25 protein-coding genes and 1 tRNA gene are annotated in these 24,066 nt (G+C 46.8%); 16 read left to right on the top strand and 10 right to left on the bottom strand.

Annotated features, from left to right (window positions below; genetic code table 11):
- Window positions 1-11: 11 nt before the first annotated feature.
- From mlaD to Q1B11_RS00120, 3 genes are read right to left on the bottom strand one after another with little or no spacing between them, the layout of a single operon-like run.
- Window positions 12-476, bottom strand: a complete 465-nt coding sequence (mlaD, locus tag Q1B11_RS00130) for an outer membrane lipid asymmetry maintenance protein MlaD (RefSeq protein ID WP_067516956.1) — start codon at window positions 474-476, stop codon at window positions 12-14.
- Window positions 477-488: 12 nt separating this feature from the next.
- On the bottom strand, window positions 489-1,283 hold the full coding sequence (gene mlaE, locus Q1B11_RS00125; RefSeq protein WP_366139422.1) for a lipid asymmetry maintenance ABC transporter permease subunit MlaE: 795 nt from the start codon (window positions 1,281-1,283) through the stop codon (window positions 489-491).
- The gene (locus tag Q1B11_RS00120) at window positions 1,273-2,139 is read right to left on the bottom strand and encodes an ATP-binding cassette domain-containing protein (protein ID WP_366139421.1); all 867 of its coding nucleotides are present in this window, start codon (window positions 2,137-2,139) and stop codon (window positions 1,273-1,275) included. The genes mlaE and Q1B11_RS00120 overlap by 11 nt, the downstream gene beginning before the upstream one ends.
- Before the next feature lie 203 nt (window positions 2,140-2,342).
- Between Q1B11_RS00120 and Q1B11_RS00115 the strand changes: the two genes are divergently transcribed.
- From Q1B11_RS00115 to Q1B11_RS00090, 6 genes are all read left to right on the top strand, one after another.
- Window positions 2,343-3,305: a calcium/sodium antiporter gene (locus Q1B11_RS00115; RefSeq protein WP_067516952.1), complete on the top strand. Its 963-nt coding sequence runs from the start codon at window positions 2,343-2,345 to the stop codon at window positions 3,303-3,305.
- 12 nt (window positions 3,306-3,317) lie between these two features.
- Window positions 3,318-4,292, top strand: a complete 975-nt coding sequence (locus Q1B11_RS00110) for a KpsF/GutQ family sugar-phosphate isomerase (RefSeq protein ID WP_067582744.1) — start codon at window positions 3,318-3,320, stop codon at window positions 4,290-4,292.
- 21 nt (window positions 4,293-4,313) lie between these two features.
- On the top strand, window positions 4,314-4,922 hold the full coding sequence (gene lptC / locus Q1B11_RS00105; RefSeq protein ID WP_299725432.1) for an LPS export ABC transporter periplasmic protein LptC: 609 nt from the start codon (window positions 4,314-4,316) through the stop codon (window positions 4,920-4,922).
- Window positions 4,909-5,424, top strand: coding sequence for a lipopolysaccharide transport periplasmic protein LptA (lptA, locus tag Q1B11_RS00100; protein ID WP_067516946.1), 516 nt, complete (start codon window positions 4,909-4,911; stop codon window positions 5,422-5,424). The genes lptC and lptA overlap by 14 nt, the downstream gene beginning before the upstream one ends.
- A gap of 45 nt (window positions 5,425-5,469) precedes the next feature.
- Entirely contained in the window at window positions 5,470-6,195 is a 726-nt protein-coding gene (gene lptB / locus Q1B11_RS00095; protein ID WP_299725424.1) for an LPS export ABC transporter ATP-binding protein, read from the top strand.
- An 80-nt stretch (window positions 6,196-6,275) separates the two neighbouring features.
- Window positions 6,276-6,650, top strand: coding sequence for an STAS/SEC14 domain-containing protein (locus Q1B11_RS00090; RefSeq protein ID WP_299725421.1), 375 nt, complete (start codon window positions 6,276-6,278; stop codon window positions 6,648-6,650).
- Between the two features lie 54 nt (window positions 6,651-6,704).
- Here the strand turns inward: Q1B11_RS00090 and dcuC are convergent, their stop codons facing one another.
- A complete protein-coding gene (dcuC, locus tag Q1B11_RS00085; RefSeq protein WP_299725418.1) occupies window positions 6,705-8,075 on the bottom strand; it encodes a C4-dicarboxylate transporter DcuC in 1,371 nt (456 codons plus the stop codon).
- Between the two features lie 338 nt (window positions 8,076-8,413).
- On the opposite strand from dcuC, the gene Q1B11_RS00080 reads away from it, so the two are divergent.
- The 3 genes from Q1B11_RS00080 (at window position 8,414) to Q1B11_RS00070 (ending at window position 11,061) form a co-directional block, all read left to right on the top strand.
- Window positions 8,414-9,886: an RNA polymerase factor sigma-54 gene (locus Q1B11_RS00080; RefSeq protein ID WP_299725415.1), complete on the top strand. Its 1,473-nt coding sequence runs from the start codon at window positions 8,414-8,416 to the stop codon at window positions 9,884-9,886.
- A gap of 309 nt (window positions 9,887-10,195) precedes the next feature.
- On the top strand, window positions 10,196-10,483 hold the full coding sequence (raiA, locus tag Q1B11_RS00075; protein WP_067516852.1) for a ribosome-associated translation inhibitor RaiA: 288 nt from the start codon (window positions 10,196-10,198) through the stop codon (window positions 10,481-10,483).
- A gap of 128 nt (window positions 10,484-10,611) precedes the next feature.
- A complete protein-coding gene (locus tag Q1B11_RS00070) occupies window positions 10,612-11,061 on the top strand; it encodes a PTS sugar transporter subunit IIA (RefSeq protein WP_299725410.1) in 450 nt (149 codons plus the stop codon).
- 685 nt (window positions 11,062-11,746) lie between these two features.
- Here the strand turns inward: Q1B11_RS00070 and Q1B11_RS00065 are convergent.
- Window positions 11,747-12,817 (bottom strand): hypothetical protein, encoded by a 1,071-nt coding sequence (locus tag Q1B11_RS00065; protein WP_299725407.1) that lies wholly within the window; start codon window positions 12,815-12,817, stop codon window positions 11,747-11,749.
- A 270-nt stretch (window positions 12,818-13,087) separates the two neighbouring features.
- On the opposite strand from Q1B11_RS00065, the gene rapZ reads away from it, so the two are divergent.
- The 4 genes from rapZ to Q1B11_RS00045 all read left to right on the top strand — a co-directional run bounded on the left by rapZ (window position 13,088) and on the right by Q1B11_RS00045 (window position 16,640).
- Entirely contained in the window at window positions 13,088-13,945 is an 858-nt protein-coding gene (gene rapZ, locus Q1B11_RS00060; protein WP_299725404.1) for an RNase adapter RapZ, read from the top strand.
- The gene (locus tag Q1B11_RS00055) at window positions 13,945-14,214 is read left to right on the top strand and encodes an HPr family phosphocarrier protein (RefSeq protein WP_067516844.1); all 270 of its coding nucleotides are present in this window, start codon (window positions 13,945-13,947) and stop codon (window positions 14,212-14,214) included. The genes rapZ and Q1B11_RS00055 overlap by 1 nt, the downstream gene beginning before the upstream one ends.
- A gap of 72 nt (window positions 14,215-14,286) precedes the next feature.
- A complete protein-coding gene (gene mgtE / locus Q1B11_RS00050) occupies window positions 14,287-15,645 on the top strand; it encodes a magnesium transporter (protein ID WP_067582711.1) in 1,359 nt (452 codons plus the stop codon).
- Between the two features lie 257 nt (window positions 15,646-15,902).
- On the top strand, window positions 15,903-16,640 hold the full coding sequence (locus Q1B11_RS00045; protein WP_299725396.1) for a class I SAM-dependent methyltransferase: 738 nt from the start codon (window positions 15,903-15,905) through the stop codon (window positions 16,638-16,640).
- A 108-nt stretch (window positions 16,641-16,748) separates the two neighbouring features.
- Here Q1B11_RS00045 and pmbA read toward each other — a convergent pair whose 3' ends face one another.
- Window positions 16,749-18,110, bottom strand: coding sequence for a metalloprotease PmbA (pmbA, locus tag Q1B11_RS00040; RefSeq protein WP_299725393.1), 1,362 nt, complete (start codon window positions 18,108-18,110; stop codon window positions 16,749-16,751).
- A 220-nt stretch (window positions 18,111-18,330) separates the two neighbouring features.
- On the opposite strand from pmbA, the gene yjgA reads away from it, so the two are divergent.
- Window positions 18,331-18,873 (top strand): ribosome biogenesis factor YjgA, encoded by a 543-nt coding sequence (gene yjgA, locus Q1B11_RS00035; RefSeq protein ID WP_299725390.1) that lies wholly within the window; start codon window positions 18,331-18,333, stop codon window positions 18,871-18,873.
- A gap of 67 nt (window positions 18,874-18,940) precedes the next feature.
- On the opposite strand, the gene Q1B11_RS00030 is transcribed toward yjgA, so the two are convergent.
- Window positions 18,941-19,657, bottom strand: coding sequence for a glycerophosphodiester phosphodiesterase family protein (locus tag Q1B11_RS00030; protein ID WP_299725387.1), 717 nt, complete (start codon window positions 19,655-19,657; stop codon window positions 18,941-18,943).
- Window positions 19,658-19,907: 250 nt separating this feature from the next.
- A tRNA-His gene (locus tag Q1B11_RS00025) sits at window positions 19,908-19,983 on the bottom strand.
- 210 nt (window positions 19,984-20,193) lie between these two features.
- Here Q1B11_RS00025 and Q1B11_RS00020 point away from each other — a divergent pair.
- Entirely contained in the window at window positions 20,194-21,183 is a 990-nt protein-coding gene (locus tag Q1B11_RS00020) for a caspase family protein (RefSeq protein ID WP_299725384.1), read from the top strand.
- Between the two features lie 32 nt (window positions 21,184-21,215).
- Here the strand turns inward: Q1B11_RS00020 and Q1B11_RS00015 are convergent, their stop codons facing one another.
- Complete coding sequence (locus Q1B11_RS00015) at window positions 21,216-22,097, bottom strand: EamA family transporter (protein ID WP_299725381.1); 882 nt, start codon at window positions 22,095-22,097, stop codon at window positions 21,216-21,218.
- A gap of 282 nt (window positions 22,098-22,379) precedes the next feature.
- On the opposite strand from Q1B11_RS00015, the gene Q1B11_RS00010 reads away from it, so the two are divergent.
- Window positions 22,380-23,312, top strand: coding sequence for a LysR family transcriptional regulator (locus Q1B11_RS00010; protein ID WP_299725378.1), 933 nt, complete (start codon window positions 22,380-22,382; stop codon window positions 23,310-23,312).
- A 292-nt stretch (window positions 23,313-23,604) separates the two neighbouring features.
- Here the strand turns inward: Q1B11_RS00010 and Q1B11_RS00005 are convergent, their stop codons facing one another.
- Entirely contained in the window at window positions 23,605-23,868 is a 264-nt protein-coding gene (locus tag Q1B11_RS00005) for a hypothetical protein (RefSeq protein ID WP_299725375.1), read from the bottom strand.
- Between the last annotated feature and the right edge of the window lie 198 nt (window positions 23,869-24,066).

The raw sequence follows: 24,066 nt of genomic DNA, 5'->3' as shown, positions 1-24,066 counted from the left end.
GGGAACTCCACTTAGTTATCCTTACCCACTGAGCCTAATAGAAACTTGCCTATCAACTCTTCCAGAATCAGCGCTGACTGAGTATCTTCAAAACGCTCACCATTCTGCAGATAAATATCATCACCACCGATGCTGATGCTGATAAACTGCTCTCCCAGCAAGCCTGCGGTCACGATGGCTGCAGTACTGTCGATTGGTATATTATCAACTTTACTGTCAATCCCCATTACGACTTTAGCCATATAAGAGTCCTTATCCAGCTCTACTCGCTTGATCTTACCAATGGTGACGCCAGCCATGGAGATTTTAGCCCGGGGCTTCAGAGAGCCAGTGTTATCAAAATAAGCAGTGAGCTCATAAGTTTCACCTGAGCCACTTGTCGTCAGACCACTGACTTTTACAGCCATAGCCACTAATGCCAACATCCCTGCCAACATAAAAGCGCCTACACTAATTTCTACTGTGCGCATCCGCATTTCCAGCTCTCCTTAAAGCTCTCCGAACATCACTGCGGTGAGAATAAAATCCAAACCCAGCACCGCAAGGGAGGAATAAACTACCGTCCTTGTTGTTGCACGACTAATGCCTTCTGATGTCGGTGTTGCGTCATAACCTTGAAATACAGCAATCCAGGTCACAACAATACCAAACACCAGACTTTTCACCATGCCGTTGCCAACATCATCTATAAAATCAACGGACTGTTGCATGCCGGTCCAAAAAGAACCTTCATATATACCCAGCCAATCAACACCCACCATGGAGCCACCAAGAATACCCACCAGATTAAAAATGGCAGCCAGCAATGGCATGGAAATAACACCAGCCCAAAATCTCGGTGCGATCACCCGCTTCAGCGGATCAACGCCGATCATCTCCATGCTGGATAACTGCTCAGTGGCTTTCATCAAACCAATTTCAGCGGTCAGCGCTGAACCGGCACGGCCGGCAAACAACAGCGCCGTCACTACAGGGCCGAGCTCTCGTACAAGGCTCAGTGCTACCAGCTGCCCCACCGCACCTTCCGATCCGTAACTGACCAGAATGCTATATCCCTGCAATGCCAGAACCATACCAATAAAAAGCCCGGATACTGTCACAATAATTAACGACAGAACACCGACATTGTAGAGCTGACGAATCAGCAGCTCACCTTTGTTCTTGAAACTCGCTCTGGAGAAAATAGCAAGAAACAGAAAAATACCGGATCGCCCAATGGACTGAATATGACCCAGCACAAACTGACCCAGCTGCGCCAGCCGGCCCAGTACGTCAAACTTCATCAAACACCTCCGGTGTTAACAATTCCTTTTGGTAATCATTGGCCGGGTAATGGAAAGGCACCGGCCCATCCGGCATTCCCTGCATAAATTGGCTTACTCTTGGATCAGTGGAGTTAAGCATCTCTTCCGGGGTTCCGCGACCTATGACTTCACCATCGGCAATCAAATATAAAAGGTCAGCGATGCTGGCCGTTTCATGAAGATCGTGAGACACAATGATACTGGTGATACCCAGCGCCTGATTCAATTTACGAATCAGGCCAACCAGCACACCCATGGCGATAGGATCCTGCCCTACAAAGGGCTCATCATACATCACCATTTCAGGGTCAAGCGCAATAGCCCGCGCCAGTGCGACACGACGATTCATGCCACCGGACAGTTCACTGGGCATCAGCGACCAGGCACCACGTAAGCCAACCGCCTGAAGCTTCATGAACACAATATCGCGAATCATACTTTCAGACAGTTCAGTATGGATACGCAAAGGGAATGCCACGTTTTCGAAAACAGTGAGATCAGTAAACAGCGCACCGCTCTGGAACAACATACCCATCTTACGACGAAGGACGAATAATCGTTCTCGGGACAAACTGGCAATATCATGACCATCCACCATGATCGAGCCTTGATCAGGCACCAGCTGTCGGCCTATCAACCTCAGCAACGTGGTTTTACCTGTACCCGACGGTCCCATAATACCGACCACTTTCCCACGGGGAATATCCAGATCGATATTATTAAATATCACTCTTGAGCCACGGTAAAAACTCAGCCCGCGGACTTCAATAAAATTATCCGTGGTCAGCACATCGCTACTGTTATCAGTTGATTGATTAGTTGAGATGGTGTTCATCGGGTAAGCAGATCCCTGCATAAGATAAGTACAAAATCATCCAAGCCGTATATTATGACCTGATTCACAATTTTATTGCACCCTCACTGGCGATTTGTGCAACAAAAAACGAAGATAGTACATCGACAGTTAAAGTTGCATTAAAGCCCCTGTTTTCCATAAACTCCTCTGTTTACTGTCGACACCTTGAGAAACTCTCCGCAATGAACCCTGCGATCCTCGCTATTATAGCCATCATTATTGGCTTCATACTGCTTACTCTGAGCGCCGACCGCTTTGTCGGCGGCGCCGCTGCTACGGCAAAAAACTGGGGTATTTCCCCAATGCTGATTGGCCTTACCGTGGTCTCCATCGGCACATCGGCTCCCGAAATTCTGGTATCTCTAATGGCCGCCCAGCAGGGGCTTGTGGATATTGCTGTGGGTAATGCCATTGGCTCAAACATTGCCAATATCGGTCTGGTGCTAGGGTTAACGGCACTGATAGCGCCACTTCCAGTCAAAACAGCACTGGCCAGACGGGAGATTCCATGGTTGGTCTTTGTTACCCTGATTGCCGGCGCCTGTCTGTGGAACAGCTACCTGGGCTTGCTGGAAAGTCTGGTACTGCTGTCGGGGCTTTTTGTGACCCTGTACCTGATGGTGTACTGGCAAAAGTCACATCCGGAAGAACCTCTGGTTGAAACGGAAGAACTGGAAGAGATGCCAAAAGGCCGCGCCTACCTTGAACTGATTGGCGGGCTGGTCATGCTTTTGATTAGCGCCCAAATACTGGTTTGGGGTGCAAAAGAAATTGCGACGATTCTGGGCATCAGTGAATTGGTGATTGGCCTGACCATTGTTGCCATCGGCACAAGCCTGCCAGAACTTGCCGCGTCGGTAGCCAGTGCGATTCGCGGGCATCACGACATCGCCATTGGTAATGTTGTAGGATCAAACATATTCAACCTGCTGGCAGTACTGTCCATGCCGGGGATTGTAAGGCCCGGCGCATTGAACCCATCAGTAATGGACAGGGATTATCCAGTCATGCTGGCCTTTACTCTGGTTCTGGCAGCGTTAGCCATGATTGGCAAACAACCAAAAACCCTTGGACGCTTTACCGGTGTCGCCCTGATTACTGGCTATTTGGCCTATGCAATCTGGCTTTACCTGCAAACTAATTGAGACTAGTAAGTAATGAGCTCTGACCAAACATTTATCAATAGTGGCCGTCGCACCATCGAAATAGAAAAAGACGCCATTGAAGCTATCCTGCCAAGAATTGGTGAAGACTTCAGCCGTGCCTGCAGAATCATGCTGGAATGCAGTGGCCGTGTGGTCGTAGTTGGCATGGGTAAATCCGGCCACATCGGCAACAAAATCTGTGCGACTCTGGCCAGTACCGGCACACCGGCATTTTTTGTGCATCCTGGTGAAGCCAGCCATGGTGATATGGGCATGATCACCGCAAAAGATGTTGTATTGGCCATCTCCAACTCCGGCGAAACCTCTGAAGTTGTTACACTGCTACCGTTGTTTAAACGCATGGGCGCCCCAGTCATTAGCATGACGGGAAAACCAACATCCACTCTGGCGCAAGCCGCTGAGATCAACCTCAATACAGGTGTTGATAAAGAAGCCTGCCCTCTGGATCTTGCTCCGACATCAAGCACCACCGCCCAACTGGTAATGGGTGACGCTCTGGCCATCGCTTTGCTGGAAGCCCGTGGTTTTACCGCGGAAGACTTTGCTTTTTCCCATCCCGGTGGTGCGTTGGGTCGCAGGCTGCTACTGAAAGTTCAGGACATCATGCATTCCGGAGACCGGATTCCTGCGGTTAACAAAGGCACTGCCCTTGGCGAGGCGCTACTGGAAATGACGAGAAAAGGCCTTGGCATGACCACGGTTGTGGACGACAATCGTCAACTGGTGGGCATTTTTACCGATGGTGACCTTCGTCGTGCATTTGACCAGGGCGTTGATCCTCACAAGACCCTGATTGATGACGTGATGACGGTGCAATGCACCACCATTACTCCAGACATCCTGGCAGCCGAAGCGTTAAAAATCATGGATGACCGAAAAATCAATGCTCTGATCTGTGTTAACGAGAACCGTCAGCCGGTTGGCGCCATCAACATGCACGACATGCTGAAAGCCGGCGTCGTTTAAATAGCTATTTACGGAATCTGAATGACCTATCGTACCACCCTGATTCTCAGTGCTATCCTGCTGGCGATTCTGGCACTGGTCTATTGGCTTGCCGATAGTCCTGCCTCTATCGTCATAAATAGCCCGACAGAAGTCATTGATCAGGACGCCGACTACTTCCTGACAGATGCTCTGATCAAAGAACATGACATTACTGGCTCATTGAAGTACCAACTGAAATCAGACAGCATTACCCATTATCCCTATAATGATCACACGCTGCTGCAAATGCCGGTGCTGAAAAATCAGGGCGACAACGGTCAGATCACGACTTCCCGCGCGGATAATGGCAAACTATTGCCCGGTGGCGATGATATTGAGCTCTGGGATAATGTGGTTGTTATTCAGGACAATACTGCCGGTCGATTCGCTACCGGAATAGCCAATGAAAACAACCAGAGCACCGGCAGAGTTCGAATGGATACAGATTTCGTTACCATTTCACTGAAAGAAGAAGTGGCAGATACCCATCGCCCGGTGCTGATCATTACCGATAATGGTGAAACCCGGGCAACCGGCATGACCGCTTATTTTCAGCAGGGACAAATCCACTTGAAATCGAGAGTGCGGGGGACTTATGAGCCTGAATAAAAGCCTGATCGCTGGATTGCTGTTTATTCCCGCACTGGCACTTGCTTTACCTGAAGATCGTCAACAGCCCATCAATATTCGCTCGGATACTGCGGATATTGATAACAAAAAAGGCATCTCCATTTACCGGGGTGATGTGATTGTCACTCAGGGTACCACCCGCATTGTAGGCGACACAGTTACTGTATTAACCAGTGGGCAGGAAGTCACTAAAGTGACGGCTCAGGGTAAAAAGAAACGTGCCTACTACGAAGAGCTTCAAGCCAACGCTCAGGGAACGGTGCAAGCCTGGGGCTATACGATTCATTACAGCATCAAAAAAGATGAAATTGAACTGATACGCGATGCACAGCTGACCCAGCAAGGTGACACCTTTAAGGGTGATAAGATCAACTACGACCTGGCAAAACAGACGGTAAACGCCAAGGGTTCTCAGTCACAGAGTGATGGTGGCCGGGTACAGATGGTTATTCAGCCGAAACAAGCGACAACAACCAAATAATGGTTGTTGTGCACTATATAAATTACTTGATTTACAGATGAGCGGATGGCAACCCTAAAGGCAGAACATCTCAGTAAGAGCTACAAGGGCAGAAGCGTTGTCAAAGACGTTTCTCTAGAAGTGAATAGCGGGCAAATTGTTGGTCTGCTAGGCCCTAATGGTGCCGGAAAAACCACCTGCTTCTATATGATTGTTGGTCTGGTCAAAGCTGACGGCGGTATCGTAAGCATCGATTCTCAAGACCTGACCTTTCAGGCCATGCATCATCGCGCCCGCGCAGGCATTGGTTACCTGCCTCAGGAAGCCTCAATATTTCGGCGTCTAAGCGTCAAAGATAATATTCTTGCGATACTGGAAACTCGGAAAGATCTCAACAAAAAGCAGCGCGTTGCCAAAATGGAATCCCTGCTGGAAGAGTTCAATATCGGTCATATAAAAGACAGCGCTGGTATGGCTCTGTCTGGTGGTGAGAGAAGACGAGCAGAGATTGCCCGGGCACTGGCAACCGACCCTACATTCATCCTGCTAGATGAACCCTTTGCTGGTGTTGACCCCATTTCTGTGGGTGATATCAAATCGATTATTCGTCACCTGCAGAACCGGGGAATCGGGGTACTGATCACTGATCACAACGTCCGGGAAACTCTGGATATCTGCGAAAAGGCTTATATCGTCAGCGAAGGGCACATCATTGCAGAGGGTGATAGTCATACCGTACTGGCCAATCAAAAGGTTCGTGACGTTTATCTTGGGCATCAATTCAGCCTCTAACTCAGCTGCTATCCTTCTTCTTATTGATATTGAGGCTGCGTTTAATACCGCAGCTTCAATCTTTATAGGAGAAAATAGCCATGATCGAACTACTCCCAGAAAGCAAAGGCGCCATTGTCGGCTTAGACGTCACCGGTAGAATTGCTTCAGAAGAAGAGCAGCGATGGATCAATAAGATACAAGCAATGATCGATCAGTACGGCAAACTCAGCTTTTTGATCGTTTACCACCCCGATGCTCATTTCACCGCAGCAGCAATGTATGAAGACCTGAAATGGACACTGGGGCACCTGAAAAACATCAATAAAATCGCCATTGTGTCAGATAGTAAATTGATCAAACTGCTGGTTCATGCGGACAGCCCATTCGCCAGAATGCTCCACATCAAGGAAAGATACTTTAATAATGCAGAGCTTACAGATGCTTGGAAATGGATAAAGCAATGTGAAGAGTGATAGATCACTCCCCAGTACAAGGTGATTATACTGGGGAGATGACGTGATCAACCATCAAACAAACAAAATCAGATGCAGAACCATACCAACCACAAATGCACCAACCATCGGCACCGCTGTTCTTTTCACCACTTCAAAGGGTGAGATCTTCGCAATACCCGCACAGGCAATCACGACAGCAGCAATCGGCGACATTGAACGCCCCATGGATGCAGCAAAGTTCATTGGCAGCAACATGGCAACCGCTGGAACCCCAAAGGTCTTCGCCACATCTGGAGCCAGCGTGGCAAACGACAGAAATGCAGCATTACCAGAGCCCATCATAATGGCGGCCACTGCGATCAGCATTGCCATAAAGACGGTCATACCACCAGCACCAATGCCAAGACCCTGAGCAGAGCCCAACAAAGAATCAATAGCGCCAATGTGCTTTAAGCCAGTGGCAAACACTTCAGCACCAATAATCAACCCGACAACAGGACCAAACACTGCGCCCATTCCGTTCAGGAAACTATCAAAACCATCCAAAGATTCTTTGATCTTGCGGGAACGAATCAGCTCACACAGCATGCCAGCAAACACACTGATCAACATGGCCACCACCAAGTTCATCTTAATGGACGTCACCATCATCTTGGAGAACGTAAGCAACAGGAAAAATGGAATCATTGGCAGCAATGCATAAAAAGCAGGCGCTTTTGGCTTGTCGTCATCGGATTTTTCGATGCCTTCACCAACATGCTCTGCTGCAATATAACCGTCTTTCAGATCGCAGCGACGCTGCCATACAAAATGCAGCCCTGCCGCCACCAACGCCATAGGGACGGTAATCCAAGCCTGATAGTTCAGAAAATACTCAGTAATCTCAATGCCAGACTGACTGGCCGCAAAGTTTGCGTTAACCTGAGTCACACCAATCTCAAATGCTGCTGGAGATGCGATAACGGCAACCGCAGACGCAGGGCTCAAACCAATGTTTCTTAACACCGGATAGAGCGTCACCATCAATAGAAGACCAAGGCCTGTGGCAGAAGTAACAAACATCTGAAGTACGACACTGAGCAGATAACAAAGTGCCAGGACGGTATACGGTGATTTGAATTTACTGATGGGTTTTACAGCAAGACGAACCAGTGATTCAGAAGCGCCAATATGCGACATATAACTGGCAAAACCACCACAAGCCATAATGGTTAAACCCAGACCCGCCATACGGTTTTTAAACACCGCATTCATCAGTTCAAACAGATCAAACGGCATAAAGCCGGTTGCCTTGGCTTCGGGCAGAATGCTCTGCTCCCCCATCAACGCAGCAGCACTCAGCAATACCAGGCCGGCAATGGCCAGTGATGCTGATGCACTGTAATTTTTAACAATGGCATAAATAACCAGCGCAACGACTGGGATAACAATTAGAAAATCCACAAAATAACCCAATGCTTTTTACAGCCTCGCAGGATATTTTTTGTACAGCGATTTGTAATTGACCAATGTCAAACAAACCTCAGTTCATTTTTTAATCAGTGCAAATAACCAACCATAAGGTTAATGCCGTTTGTTATGACTGCTGTCAGACAATCTTTCGACCCCATGCTTTTTTCAATAGCTACTCTATGGTTATAATCAGGCTCACATGGAGAGTGCTCGCAACAGCATCCGTGCAAATACCTATTTTGAAATGACGAGCCCCTGTCTGAAACTTCATGGCCGTAGACAGGTAAACTCACCGGCACGGACAACGAAGTAAAGGTATACGGTTACCGATGAAGCCTTCTTTACAGCTCAAGATGGGGCAGCAGCTGGCCATGACGCCACAGCTGCAACAGGCGATACGTCTGCTTCAGCTTTCTACACTCGACCTTCAACAGGAAATTCAGGAAGCCCTTGAGTCCAACCCAATGCTGGAGCCCGATGAAGCTCAGTCCGATGAGCCTTCTACCAGCAATGACGGTGAGAATGATGGCAAAGAAAATCTGGTAGACCTAAGCGAAAACAACGCCGAGGCAGAGCCTCAGGAAATGGCTGAATGGTCAGACAGCATTCCCAATGACCTTCCCGTTGATTCAGCCTGGGATGATGTTTACTCCAGCCTGCCAGCCAGTAACCGTGATGATGATTATGATCCGCTGGCAAAATCCAGCTCCACCGAATCCCTTCAGGATCATCTCGAATGGCAGCTTGATCTGACACCCATGGGCGACAGAGACCGTTTAATCGGCCTGGCCATTATTGAAGGCATCAACCCCGACGGTTATTTGACCTGTTCACTGGATGAAATCTATCTTTCCCTGCAAAGCCAACTGGAAGAATTAGAGATTGAAGAGATCAAAGTTCTTCAGCACCGAATTCAACAGTTTGATCCGGTAGGTTGTGGCAGCCTCGATCTACAGGAATGCCTGCTGGTACAACTGCTACAACTGCCACCCTCAACGCCACACTTTGATAACGCTCGTAAATTATTGTCCGATCATCTTGATGCGCTTGGTACGCGGGACTACGCAAAAATTATGCGTCGATCCAAAATGAAAGAAGATCAACTGCGCAATGCCCTGGCACTGATACAAAGTTTCAACCCAAAGCCCGGTAGCAGCATTGACCAATCGGAAGCGGAATACGTTGTGCCGGATATCTCTGTCCGCAAGATTAAAGATCGTTGGACGATTGAGTTGAATTCCGATGCACTACCCAGAATACGCATCAACAACAGTTATGCGTCCATGGTGCAACGAGCCAACAACAGTCGCGACAATGTTTTTATGAAAAGTCACCTGCAGGAGGCTCGCTGGTTTCTGAAAAACCTGCAGAGCCGTAATGAGACTTTAATGAAAGTCGCCAGCCAGATTGTCGCTTATCAGCAAGCGTTTCTGGAGCAGGGTGATGAAGCCATGAAACCATTGGTACTGGCCGACGTCGCAGAAGCAGTCGGCATGCACGAATCCACCATCTCCCGGGTGACCACTCAGAAATACATGCATACGCCCCGGGGTGTCTATGAGCTGAAGTATTTCTTTTCCAGCCATGTCAGCACAGCTGAAGGCGGCGAGTGTTCTTCAACGGCAATTCGTGCTCATATTCGAAAGCTGATCGCCGAAGAGAGTCCCAGAAAACCCCTTAGCGATAATAAGATTGCAGCCATTCTGGGAGAACAAGGCATTAAGGTAGCCCGGCGCACAATCGCCAAATACAGGGAATCCATGAATTTCCCACCATCCAATGAGCGCAAACAGTTGGTATAAGTAGTTGTGCAAATGAAATCGAATATTTCTGGCTAAGTGGATAATTGCTATGCAAGGCGTAGAGCAGGGAGCATAGCCGTAGCTATGTGACCGAAGCTGCAACGCTGCAGAGTGACTGTCCACATAGTCAGAAAATATGATTTCATTTGGACAACTGCTTAAGTCAACAAACATTTTTTTGCTCTGAGGCATTCCAAGGTGGGATGACAGTGGTAGAATCGAAGTTAGCCAGTACGAAGCATCCCGCGCACTGGTCAACATGGTTAACATGTTAGCTTCTTTATAATACAGGGATCAGGAGAGCGTCACATGCAAGTCAACATCAGTGGACATCATGTCGAGGTAACAGAAGCTCTGCACGATTACGTGATCAAAAAACTGGAACGCCTTGCGTCGCATTTTGATCAGATCACCAATGTACAGGTGACTCTCAGCGTCGAAAAGCTGGTACAGAAGGCAGAAGCTACCCTCCATGTCCCGGGTGCTGAAGTCAATGCCACCGCAGACCACGAAGACATGTACGCAGCCATTGACCTGCTCTCGGACAAGCTGGATCGACAGCTGGTTAAACACAAAGAAAAATCCTTAGGTCGATAGCCCGGCGTCAGTCAATTCAGTCCAGTCAAGAATGGTGTCAGATATGTTGTATACAGCCCGTACTGGCACCATCCACATTTTTGACGACTTCGTTTACCGGTTATCGGATTTACCTATAAAATAGCAGCATGATTATTCATCGCATCCTCACACCCGCGCGAACCTTTGATGGCGTGCATGGGGTCAGTAAAAAGAAGATTCTGGAATTTATCGCCGAGCACATCAGCAGTGAGGTGCCCGAGATTAATGGCAAGGATTTATTTGAAGCTCTGATTTCCAGAGAGCGTCTTGGCACCACAGGCCTGGGCAATGGCATTGCCATTCCCCATTGTCGTTGTAAAGCATGCCCGGAGCCCGTTGGCCTGTTTATTCGTCTGGCAGAACCTGTGGATTTCGATTCCATCGATCAGAAACCTGTGGATCTGGTGTTTGCCTTGATTGTGCCAGAAGGTGAAAATCAGGAGCACTTGGAAATCCTGAAAGCACTGGCAGAACAATTTCACTCCGATCGGTTAATGGCATCCGTGCGGCAAGCAGAAAACGTTCAAAACCTGTACGACTGTATTACTCATCATTAGCGTTAATACGGAAGTCTTGGGGTTTTGTTCAGACAAAAAAAAAGCCACTACAAAGATAGGCTGATAAGTTATGCGGCACCTAAGTTGAGCTTGGGTGCCGGTTTTTATGCATGAATTTCAACCACTTAGAAATTCCAAATCCAAGGAAAACCGTACGATGATGTAAAATTTATTTTTAAAAACAAAAGGTTATACAACGAACTAAAAAAAATGAGCCATGAATAATTGAGAATGCTGTCAAACTGCTGGTTTTATATACGGATTCCCATGATTCACATCGAATATATAGGGTTATCTCCACAAGAGAATTCTATACAAGAGGTATTATGGCTATAGGATTTAGTAACAGCCTGATTGCATAAGGAATTTTGTGCTGATTTATAAACCCAGATTCGGAATTTATGGTGCTTTTTTTTGGAGTTCGATGCGTAAGACATTGTTATTAAAGGACAAAACAACATCATCCTACGCTAAATCGCAATTTGCAAAAAGATAACTAACTGATTTATAAGAGATTAAATGGGGACTGAATCAAATTCAGGTGCCCCATAACTTATCAGCCTACTACAAAGAGTGGCTTTTTTCATACCTGCGATTAACTAGCTTTTTCCAGTAAACAAGTTGTACAGACTTTCAACAACCGGAATGCTTTGAAGCACGCTTTCAGCCCCCTGTTTCAGATAGCCTACGACTGGAGCAACAACAGGCTGTTCAACGCTTCAAAGCCTTTAAGATTCTCAGCCGCTTTACGCGCGTATAGCTTTTCATCCAAAGCCGCTTTTCTGGCTGCCATCTTTTCATCAAAAGCTACTTTAGCTGCAAGCATTTTAGCTGAAGCTGGATGTTCAATAACTTCATAGGCTAATCCACCCGCTTGATGCTTCACTGCAGCCTTAGCAATACCTCTGGTTGCGTACACATTATCTCGGGCGTGTTTTTCTTCCAGAGCAATACCTTTTTCAATATAAGCAATGGCACTTTTTGCCTCTTCTGTTTCACCAAGCTCGCTTTTTATTTTTGCAATAAGCGCATTATCAGAGTTGTGCTCAACGAAGTCCTTTCTCTTATCTTCTTCAATCTTGGCACGTTTTGCTTCAATGTCAGCAATTGCTGCCAGCGCTTTACGATCCCTCTCTTCAGCCTTTTGAAGCAGTTTGATGTTGGCTTCAGAGAAAGTATCATCAGCATTTTGACCAACACAAGGAGAACTTGAAGCAGTTTTTGCCATAATAGGCGCGGCTACGCCTCGCGCTTCAAGCTTAGCTTTCAATGGTTCAAGAAGCTTCGCTTCTCTCTCAGAGTTAGCAGCAGCTCTACGCGCAAGATATAAATCTACTTTCGGAGCGACTAACTCCCTAACTTTGTTAACACAAAACTCTAAACCTATTTTTTTGTAAACAACCTCAAGAACGGCAATTACCCTGTCAGTAAGTTTCTTAGCTACTTCTTTCACTGTTTGGAAAAAAGTCTTTGGTTCCAATGCTTTGTGTTCTGCTTTTGTAGCAGCTTCCGTTTTTCTTTCAATATATTTTTCTTCACTCTCGATTACGCGATCTTTGGCCACAACAACTTCTGGCAGCTCTGATGTTAATTTACGCTTAACCTCCTCATTGCTAGCTCTAATAACAGCCAATCTAACTTCGCGTCTATTATGTTTAGCAACCTTTTCATCAGTCTCCTGACTTTCAAAGTTTTTATCGTTAAGTGGGAGCGAATCTGAATTTGTTGGCACTACTTGGGATTTTACTGGAGTCATTTTATATTCCTTCAACTATGGGTTATGAGACAAACAATTAATAAAACACCTTAAGTACAGTTCTTATATAATGTGTTGAAGTAAAAGATAGACGAGAGTCTTAAATAAATACCTAACCAAACGGTTAGTATTCCTAACAAAGTACGAAGAAAAGATTAAAGAGGTTGTTACATTCAGTTTCCGAAGCATCGTTTTTAAAAAAATAACTTCTCTATCTCAGTATTAAACGTAGAATATTAGGTATTTGCCAAATCCTATAAAGGACTAATCATGAAACTGATCATCATCAGCGGGCGATCAGGCTCCGGAAAAAGCTCTGTGCTGAACACCCTTGAAGATGAGGGATTTTACTGTGTTGATAATCTGCCCGTCAGCCTGCTTAGCCAGCTGCCAGGCACTTTGAAGAGCCACAGCCAAGAACCACCAAAAATGGCGGTCAGCATTGATATTCGCAATCTGCCAGGGGCGCTAAACACGTTCCCGGAACTCATTAAAACACTCAAAAATCAAGGGATTGACTGCCAGGTTCTCTACCTGGACACCGACAGCGAAAAGCTGGTCAGCCGCTACAGCTCTACTCGGAGAAAGCACCCTCTGAGCAATGATCAGATTTCATTAAGGGAAGCGATTGAGCAGGAGCAAACACTGCTGAAACCGGTGCTGGTCAGCGCCGATCTGAAAATTGATACCACACCGCTTTCCGTTCACCAAATTCGCGATTTAATTAAACAGACGTTCTGTACGGACAGTAAAAATGCCATGACAGTACTGTTCCAATCCTTTGGTTTCAAAAACGGCATTCCTTCTGATGCGGATTATATTTTCGATGTTCGCTGTCTCCCTAACCCATTCTGGGATGAAACGCTGCGTGAATTTAATGGGCTGGATGAGCCGGTCGGCAATTTTCTGAAAGATGATCCGATGGTCATCGAGATGGTTGACGATATTGCCACCTTTGTGGATAAGTGGCTCCCTCGCTTTGAGTCCGCCCAACGCAGTTATATGACCATTGCGATTGGTTGCACTGGAGGACAGCACCGCTCGGTCTATATTTGTAAAACGCTGGGTGAGCATTTCACCGGAAGACTAGAGCGGATTCAGGTCAGACACAGAGAACTTCATAAATAATGATTACCTATCGAAAAAAGATCATCAATAAACTGGGATTACATGCAAGGGCTGCCTCTAAATTCGTCACTACTTCAGCGGCCTTTGCCTGCCAGGTGGATGTTGTTTTTAATGGCCGGAAGGTGGATGGCAAAAGCATTATGGCTATCATGATGCTGGCTGCCGGTCAGGGTTCAGAGCTGGAGCTCCATTGTGATGGTCATGATGAAGAAGCCGCGGTTGAAGCATTGTCCAACCTGATCGATGAACGCTTTGGAGAAGATGAGTGAGCCAAGTTTGCTCACCCACATACACTTCCTATATCTTGTAAATTCAACCATTTTTTATCCGGGCAGACGTCCATGGCACAACAGCTGCAATTGAGCATCGGTGAAGCCGAGCTGATCAAACTCAATGATGCCCTTGAGCATGGCGTGTCTTCCGAGTTGCGCCATATGCTCAATATGTTGCCGCCTGCCGATACTGCTCACCTGTTGGAATCCTCGCCTCCCAAGCTGCGCAGCCTGCTCTGGCGCCTGATTGACCGGGAGCAGGAAGGCGATGTACTGCAAGAGTTGAGCGAAGAGGTTCGTCAGTTCTTTTTGGACCGCATGAACATTGCGGAGCTGAAAGCCATCACCGAAGGTCAGGACGTAGACGACATTGCCGACCTTCTGCAGCAATTGCCCGACACCATTACCCGGCAAGTACTGGATTCCATGAACACCATGGACCGCCAACGGGTTGAAGTGGTTCTGGCTTATCCGGAAGACACCGCCGGCGGCTTGATGAACACCGATACCATTACGGTCCGGCCCAGCAATACGGTGGATGTTGTTCTTCGTTACTTACGCCGTCATGAAGGCATTCCTGAAACCACAGACAATCTTTTAGTGGTCAACCGCCGTGGTGAATACATTGGTCGCCTGCCGCTTACGGTGCTACTGACCACCGACCCGGGCGCTACGGTTCGGGAAGTGATGTTAACCGATCTCGACCCCATTCCTGCCGATATGGACGACACTCAGGTTGCCCAGTTATTTGAGCGACAGGATTTGATCTCTGCTCCCGTGGTTAATGAAAATGGCAAGCTGCTGGGGCGTATCACCATCGATGATGTGGTGGATGTTATCCGGGAAGAAGCGGAACATTCCATGATGAGCATGGCCGGTCTGGATGATGACGAAGACACCTTTGCTCCCGCACTGAAAACAGCACGCCGCCGAGCCGTTTGGCTGGGGGTTAACCTGATTACGGCATTTATTGCCGCTTCCGTTATTGGCCTGTTTCAGGAAACCATCGACAAGGTGGTTGCTCTTGCTGTTCTTATGCCGATTGTTGCCGGTATGGGTGGCAATGCTGGAAGTCAGGCACTAACGCTGGTGATCAGGGGCATGGCGCTTGGCCAAATCAGCACCACTAACTTGAAATGGTTATTGAGCAGGGAGTTAGTGGCAGGCTTTCTGAATGGCCTGTTATGGGCCACGCTGGTCGCAACCATCGCCTGGTTCTGGTTTGATGACCCGATCATTTCTCTGGTTATTGCCTGCGCTATGGTCATCAATCTGAGTGTGGCGGTGATTACTGGCGCCACTCTGCCCGTTCTGCTCAAGTCTTTGAATATTGACCCGGCTTTAGCGGGAACCATCATCCTCACCACTATTTCGGATGTGGTTGGCTTCTTTTCTTTTCTTGGATTGGCGACGTTGTTCTATGGATAGGAACTGTCACAAAATAACTTTCACATTTAACCAGAACCGTTTTCCGTAAAGCCTTGCTGATTGTGCTTTTACGGAAAACGGATAACGGTAAACGGAAAGCAACACTTCTCTGAGCAGTGAATTTATTCAGGAACAATTCCTTAGTCCCTTGCCCCTCTTTTCTTCACACCATTCTGACCACGCTGTCTAAATTTCCCATCTATTCATCAGATACCTACTGGAAGCACCCTTTTTCTTACGCCAGTCAGGAACCCATCATGCCTGAACCCGTCAAATTACTTAATGCAGAGCAAGTCGCTGCCTTCGATGTTGAATACATTGACGATTCACTGTTTCAATACTTCAACAAAGCCGTCAATGAATTTATAAAGAGCCCCGAAAATCTGCACTTGCTCGATGTGGGTGGTGGTAATGGTTCTTACGCAGACCGATTTCTTAAACATTATGCCGGTAGTCAGGTAACCATCGTTGAGCCCGATGAAGCCATGCTGGGTAAAAACAATGTTCATCCAAACAAGCATTTACGTCACGGTATTTTCCAGAAATTTAATAACAGTGAAACCTTTGATCTTATTCAGTTCAACTGGGTACTGCACCACTTTGTGACATCCGGCTACTCATCGACTCATCAGTTACAACGACAGGGTTTGCTGGATGCCTACGATATGCTGGCTCCCGGTGGGCTGATTATTATTTTTGAGAATTTTTATGAAGGCAAGAACGACTCAAACATCCCCGGAAAACGTATTTTCCATTTAACCGCTTCAAAGTGGCTGAAAAGGCTGACCCGCAGGCTGGGCGCAAATACTGCTGGCGTGGGTGTTTGCTTCAACTCTGCGTATCATTGGCAACAACAACTGCAGGATGTGGGATTTGAGGTTGTACATACCAGCCATTGTTACAATTTTGGCAACCTGTCTCTGTGGCAAAAGTGTTTGCTAGGTATCAAAAGACAACGGGTGGGGTTGCTGGTTGGGCAGAAGCAGATATCGTAGATTAGTAACCTGAAGGGTTGCCGGCATTCAACTCCTGCAGGTCTGCGAGGTGTCGGCAATTCTTACAGAATTACCGACCTTCGGGTTTCACCAAAGCCCCATAAACCGTTAAGCGCCAGCCAGTTTCATTTTATTCAATAAAATAGAGCCGGTTTGAATGGTGCTTCTTGGGTCAACATCATTACCAACCGCCACAATATCCCGATACATATCTTTCAAATTGCCAGCAATGGTCACTTCCGACACGGGGAACTGAATCACGCCGTTTTCCACCCAGAAACCTGCAGCGCCTCTCGAATAATCACCAGTTACCGTATTGACACCCTGCCCCATAAGCTCTGTTACCAAAAGCCCGGTGCCCATTTGCTTCAACAGCTCAGCCTGACCACCCGCATTGCTTTCAACAAAGAGATTATTCACACCGCCCGCGTTTGCAGTACTTTTCATACCCAGCTTTCGTGCGGAGTAAGTACTCAGTATGTAGTGTTCCAGAACGCCGTCTTTAATAAAGTCTTTGGCATAGGTGGCCAATCCATCATTATCAAAACTGGCCGAGCCCAACATGCCTTGCAATAACGGTTGTTCATGAATTCGCATCCATTCAGGGAATATCCGCTGACCAAGATGATCCAACAAAAAAGACGCCTGACGGTACAAATTGCCACCACTGATCGCTCCCAGAAAATGAGAAATCAAACCGGCGGCCATATCCGCTGAGAACAGCACCGGCACCTCGGCAGTATCTACTTTACGAGCCCCAAGGCGGCTGATGGTTCTTTCTGCAGCGGTCTTTCCGACCTCTACGGCATTTTCCAGCAAACTGGCATTACGATTCACTGTGTACCAGTAATCCCGCTGCATCTCCTCTTCCTGCATGCCAATCAACACTGCACTTAAACTGTGCCGACTGGAAACATAACTACCAATAAAACCATGACTATTGCCATAAACACGTGCGCCTTGATGGCTGGAAACACTGGCGCCATCCGAGTTAATAATTTTCTTACTGTAGTTCCGGCCGGCATCTTCACATTGAAGTGCCAGATCAATAGCTTCGGGAGCTTCGATACCCCAAGGGTGATAAAGGTCCAGATCGGGAAGCGCGGCAGCATCTGCCATTAATGCTCTTTCAGCCAAGCCGGAGAATGGGTCTTCTGAGGCATACCGGGCAATATCCAATGCCGCACGTACGGTGTCCTTAATGGCTTGAAGGCTGCTGTCGGAAGTACTGGCCGAGCCTTTTTTCTTACCCAGATACACGGTAATACCAAGACCCTGATCGCGATTGAACTCGACGGTTTCCACATCGCCCATACGGACACTGGCAGATAACCCGGAGTCCAGGCTAATCCCTACTTCTGCCCCATCCGCTCCCTGTCGCGCCGCTTCATCCAGAATATCGCCAGCCAGCCCTTTCAGCCTGGCTTCTTCAGCACGTGGATCCAGTACCGCATTGGAAGTTTCGCCCATGATTCCACCCTGTCTGTTTTGTTTATGCTTTTTTGTATTTTGCCGCCGGAATGAAAAGAATGCACCTGATAAGTAGTTGTCCATACGAAATCAAATTTTCTGACTATTTGATCGTCTGCCTACAACTACTTATACAAAACATCCCAATTCCATCAGATTCTGAAGTAAAATAGCATGTATTAATTCCCGCAATGGCACCCTCCCCCTTAGAGAAAGACTTATGAGTAAAAAAAGCCGTCGTATTCAGGAAGCCTGGGACGATGAAGAGCAAGAAGAAATCATCTACGTCAGCCGCGCTGAGCTGAAGCGAGATATGGATGCGCTTAAAGAGATTGGCACCAGTCTCATGGAGCTCAAACCTTCGCTGCTGGATAAACTGCCGCTGAATGACCGCCTGCGCGCCGCACTGGACGAAAGTAAGCGTATTACCAGCCACAACGCCCGTAAGCGCCATCTTGGATTTATCAGTAAATTGCTGGTCGATCAGGAGATGGAGCCAATCACCGAACTGTTAAATCAGCTGAACTCTTCCAGTGAAGAACACAATCGTCGCTTCCACCAGCTGGAAAGATGGCGCGATCGCTTAATTGGAGATGCTGACGGCAATAAGGCTTTGACCGACTATCTGGAACAGTACCCAAATGCGGAGCATCAACACATCCGCCAGCTGGTTCGCAATGCTCAGAAAGAAGCGTCTCAGAATAAGCCACCCGTAGCAGCTAAAAAACTGTTCAAATATCTGCGGGAAGTGGACGAGCTATAAACGACATAAAGCAGACATTCCCTGTCTGCTTTTTCTTACCTTTATATTTACTTACCTATTTATCCAACTATTGATCCAGCAACGATGACGTGTCTGTATAAACGCCATCAACACCCCACGCCAGTAACTGTTCAAACCGCTCTTTAGAATTCACGGTGTAACAGTAGACTTCATAACCGACAGTCTTCACTTTCTCTATTTTTCTTCTCGACACCTTTGCTTGCCCTAGATTGATCGATCTCGCATTTACCTTTCTTGCCTTCCTTTTCCAGCTTAAAGGCAAGCGCTCAAAAAGGCAGGCCGTTGCGATATCAGATTCATCCGCAAACATTTTCAGAGCACTGTAATTAAAGCTGGAAACCACCAGCCTATCTTTTGGAAATCCCGTGTTTTCAATTTCTTTCAGCAGGGCAGTCACCAGTTGTCGTTTTGAACAGCCATTGACCTTAATCTCAATATTAAGACCTACATTAAGCTGCTTGATTGCAACCAGTGCTTCATGAAGTGTTGGAATCGGCTCCCCGGCAAACTGGCTTGATAACCAGCTACCCGCATCAATGTCAGCAAGCAAAGCCTTGCTCGCAGCACGCAGGCTTCCCTTTTTATTGGTAGTACGATTTAAACGACGATCATGAAACAGTACCGCTGTCTGGTCACCCAATAGAGTGACATCAACCTCTATCCACCGAAATCCCTTTTCAGCCGCCATACGACAGCCAGCTAACGTGTTTTCAGGCGCCTCAGCAGCCACACCCCGGTGCCCGATAACCTTATCCATTAACATATTTATCAACCCTGCTTCTGCTCAATCTGCCGGACCAGACTATTCTTATTTGACGTTTTTACAACAGGCTAGCATAGCTGCTCTGTAATCATGGCCATAAACAGCTAGAAATATAGGAACGCACAGAACAAATGAGCCTTGCCGTACAATACCTTACTTAGTGAACAAGATACGGGGCAATAAGCACTATCAAACAGAAGCTTCAATACTGAAAGAGGATTAACGAAAGCTATGAAGGGAATAATTTGAATGGGGTGGGCGAAGGGGCTCGAACCCTCGACCGCCGGAATCACAATCCGGAGCTCTGCCAACTGAGCTACGCCCACCATCAAAGAATATCTGACCAGAAGATTTCACCCCTCACCAGACGCCGCTGATTATAAGGAAAGCTGATCAGCATGCAAGCATCCATCACGCTTTTTTTATTGGTATTTTCCCCTGTCCACTAAAATAACTCTGCTAACCTGAGTAACCACACTTTGCATGATATCACCCTCCTCTACATTGCTACTTCATGGTTTACTATGAGGAACTGTATGACTGTCCCCCTCAAGCGCTACATACAACAGCTGATTTTTATTTCTCTACTATGTTCAGCCCTACTTACTCACCACCCCGCTGTCGCGTATTCAACCAGTAATTTTTCATCACAAAACTCAACGCCATGTTATGACAACCAGTGCCCTTTCGATGACGATTACTATTTCGAATTCGAAAACATGCATCACATCATGGGATTGTTTACCGGCCAGAATTATGACCACACCCCTGAAGTCCCTACTTTGAACGGTTGTCGAAATGACGCCTGGAATTTTTTCCAATGGGCTGCCATGACAAAGGGTATTCCTGCGCACTCGTTGAATGTTAAAACCGATTTAAGAGAACCAATGGGCAAAGAAAAGTTATTATCGGAAATCCGTAGCCTTGCAGAGAAAACACATGCTTCACCGGGGCCTCACCGGGTAATTATCAGTTTCAGTGGTCATGGTACCCATACAACAGACCGGAATAGTGATGAGTCCGACAACATCGATGAACTTCTGGTTGCCGGAAAAGAGGTGATTGCGGACGATGAATTACACGACGCTTTTAAAAAGTTCCATAAAAGTACCCGGCTGTTAGTCTTTGTTGACACCTGCCACTCCGGTACCATGTTTGATTTACCTTACCGCTACGTCTACAACGCCCTGAATCCGAATATCATCGAAGAAAGTGAAACCCGAGGCGGGAAAGATATTCCGGCATATATGGTCGTAGTCTCTGCCAGTCGAGACAGTGAAACATCAGCGGATGCCTATTTGCCCACACCCGACGATGAACGACACTGGAGCAGTCAAGGGGATTTTAGTAACCGAATGCTCAAAGTCATGACGGATATTTTCTACGACAAACTCTATGTCAAAAATATCCCAGCACTCTTAAGAGATCAGAAACTGGTCAATAACGTCAAATATAACCTTGACCAGCATGCAGTACTGACCAGCAACTTCAAGCTCGACAAGAACCTGAAGTTGTTTGGCTGGTAGTAAAGTGATCTAAAAATGCGAAGAGATGAAGCTCAGGCAGCCTGAGCTTCTTTACGTGAAAAGAACTGGTTAAAGGCCACAGCCATCAAAATCACGCCAAGTGCAACCCAAGTGTATACAGTCAAAGCTTCCCCATTAATGGTTGCGCCCAGCAGAACACCTATCATAGGTACAAGATAGTTATTCATCGATGCAAATACTGGACCTGCGTCGCGTATCAATACCATATAGAGAAAGTACACCAGCCCTGCGCACAACATACCGAGGTAAGTTATCGCCATCAGGCTGGATGTTGTCGGCGTTACCTCATTGACCGGCGACACAATCAACGCAAACAAAACAATCTGAGCAGAAGCACAGCCCAGTACATTTCTGGCAATCACTAATGGGTGTTCACTGTGCACACCTTTCAACAACAAGAGTGCGACTGCAAAACAAGCAGCAGCAAAAACGATGGCACCCGCTGCCAGCAGATTTGCACTGCCACTGCCTGACATTAACTCAGGATAGAACAGTGTTAACAACCCGGCAAAACCCAGCAAGACACTTCCCATACCAGCAAAAGTAATCTTCGCACCACGAATCACCAAAGGCGCAAGAATGACCGTAAAGAATGGAATGGTGCCCATCAGAATGGCGGCAATGGCGGTATCCAAATACTGTTGCCCCCAGGCTACCAGCACAAAAGGAATAGTTGCTTCCAGAAGCCCAATCAGACTAAACTTAAACCACTGCCCGCCATTGCTTTTGATTCTCAATACCTGACAGATGACCGCTAAAGTCATAAACCCGACCAGAGACCGCCCTGCCCCCACCCAAACTGGAGAGAGATCGGCAACAGCCATTTGCTGGAAGATGAACTGTGAACCCCAGATTACGCCTATTCCAAAAAGGAAAAGATAATTTCTTAACATGTTTACTGCTCAATTTTTGATTGCGCTAATAGTAAACAGCTCTATCCTATGCAGAAAATGAAACTTCAGCATTCAGCTATGGTTCATATCGATACTAAGTACCCGATCATATGAAATCGAATATTTCTGGCTTAGTGGTTAGTTACTATGCAAGGCACATCGGAGTGAGCATAGCCATAGCTATGTAATCGCAGATGTAACGCAGTAGAGTGGCTGACCACTAAGCCAGAAAATATGGTTTCATATGGTTGGGTACTTACTATTCTGTAACACTGGAAAGTTATGCGTGACCTGAATCGAATTGATTTAAACCTGTTGAGAATTTTCGATCTCCTGATGACAGAAGGAAGCGTCAGCCGAACGGCTGAAAAGCTAAACCTTTCGCAGTCAACGATCAGCCATGCGCTTTCAAGACTTAGAAGGCAGTTCAATGATGATTTGTTTGTCCCCGTGTATGGCGGTATGGCACCTACAGATCAGGCTCGTTTGATATCACCGGCCATAAGGCAGGCCATGTTACTGCTGGAGCAAAGTCTGACCAATGTTTCCGTGTTTGAGCCAGAAGAAAGTGAAGCCACCTTCAGAATTGCAGGAGGCGACTATGTTGAACTTATTATTGTGCCGGCTTTGATGGGAAAAATCTCAGGACAAGCCCCCAATATTAAACTGGAAATTAAGGATCTTAAGGCCACCGATTACTCCCAAGAGTTGGAAACCCGAGCTGTTGATCTTGTTGTCGGTTTTGAAAAGAGTGGTCGACTGTCAAAAAACCTTAAATCCACCCGTTTTCTCAGTGAACGGTTGGTTCTTGTTTCTCCAGAGCCAATTCATGATGCATCAGCGGTTATCACAGCCGACGCGATCAGAGCATTGAGGTTTATCTACCCTTCGATATGGGGGCACTCTCAAGCACTGATGGATGAATGGTGTGAGCGCCATGGTATTCAACGAACTATCGCAATACACACCACGGGGTTTCTTGCAGTACCTGAGCTTATGCAAAAACTTGGGCTGGTTACTGTGCTGCCGGCTGCTGTGGCAAAATATTATGCTGATCAATTTAATTTCAGCTGGTACCAGATAGAAGACAGTGAACTTTCCTACCAACACCTTCTTGCCTGGCACCCTTTGAGAGATAAAGATCAGAGTCTTCTATGGCTAAAAAAACAGTTACTGCACGTTGCTAAAACAATTGAAGTTCATCGTATTCAATGAACAAACTTCTTTTCCAACAGTCCCTATAAGGGACTGTTACACCTTTTGGCAAAGGAAAATCCATATCTAGTACTTTTTCTGCGCCATTAAGTAGTTGACCATTTGGAATCGAATATTTCTGGCTTATTGACCAGGTTCTCTGCAAGACGCAACGGCGGGAGCATAGCGAGCTATGTGACCAGAGTTGTAACGCAGTCAGAGAGCCTGATCAATGAGTCAGAAAATATGATTTCAGGTGGTTAACTACTTATGCGCAAGTGAGGCGTTGGTAAAAGATGAGCAGACTCATACTTTAATTCAGTGGTTTAATGTAGGTTCGATCCACTACATCCTCAATGCTGGTACCATAGTTTATCATGTTGTTTTTCTGGTACCAGCCAATCTGATTCTTCACACTTACAACGTCCAGAGCACCTTCAGGATTGATGTAGACCGGATAGTTGATAACTTGCTCTAGTGAAATCGGTGGCTTGATAAACTCAGCGATCAATGATGCCGCACGTATTTTCTCAGCACTGCATTTGTCCACATCACATTTGGGCTGTTCAACAAACATACCTAGATAGTATCTGACTGATTTATTGGCTCTTCAGGGATATCTGTGGGTAAAAAATGAACTGATTTAATGAAAAAAAGCACCAGCGATCAATTTCTGATAGATTTTTTTGTTTGCAGACAAAAAACAATAAGAAACGTCGCTGATGCTTATAAAAACTATCCTCAATAAAGTTCATAAACTCAAGTCATTTGTTTA

The sequence above is a fragment of the uncultured Endozoicomonas sp. genome (genome assembly GCF_947495845.1).
In the GTDB taxonomy this organism is placed as follows: Bacteria; Pseudomonadota; Gammaproteobacteria; order Pseudomonadales; family Endozoicomonadaceae; genus Endozoicomonas.
Note: the sequence above shows the minus strand (reverse complement) of the source record. Positions and strands in the feature narration are given on the sequence as shown.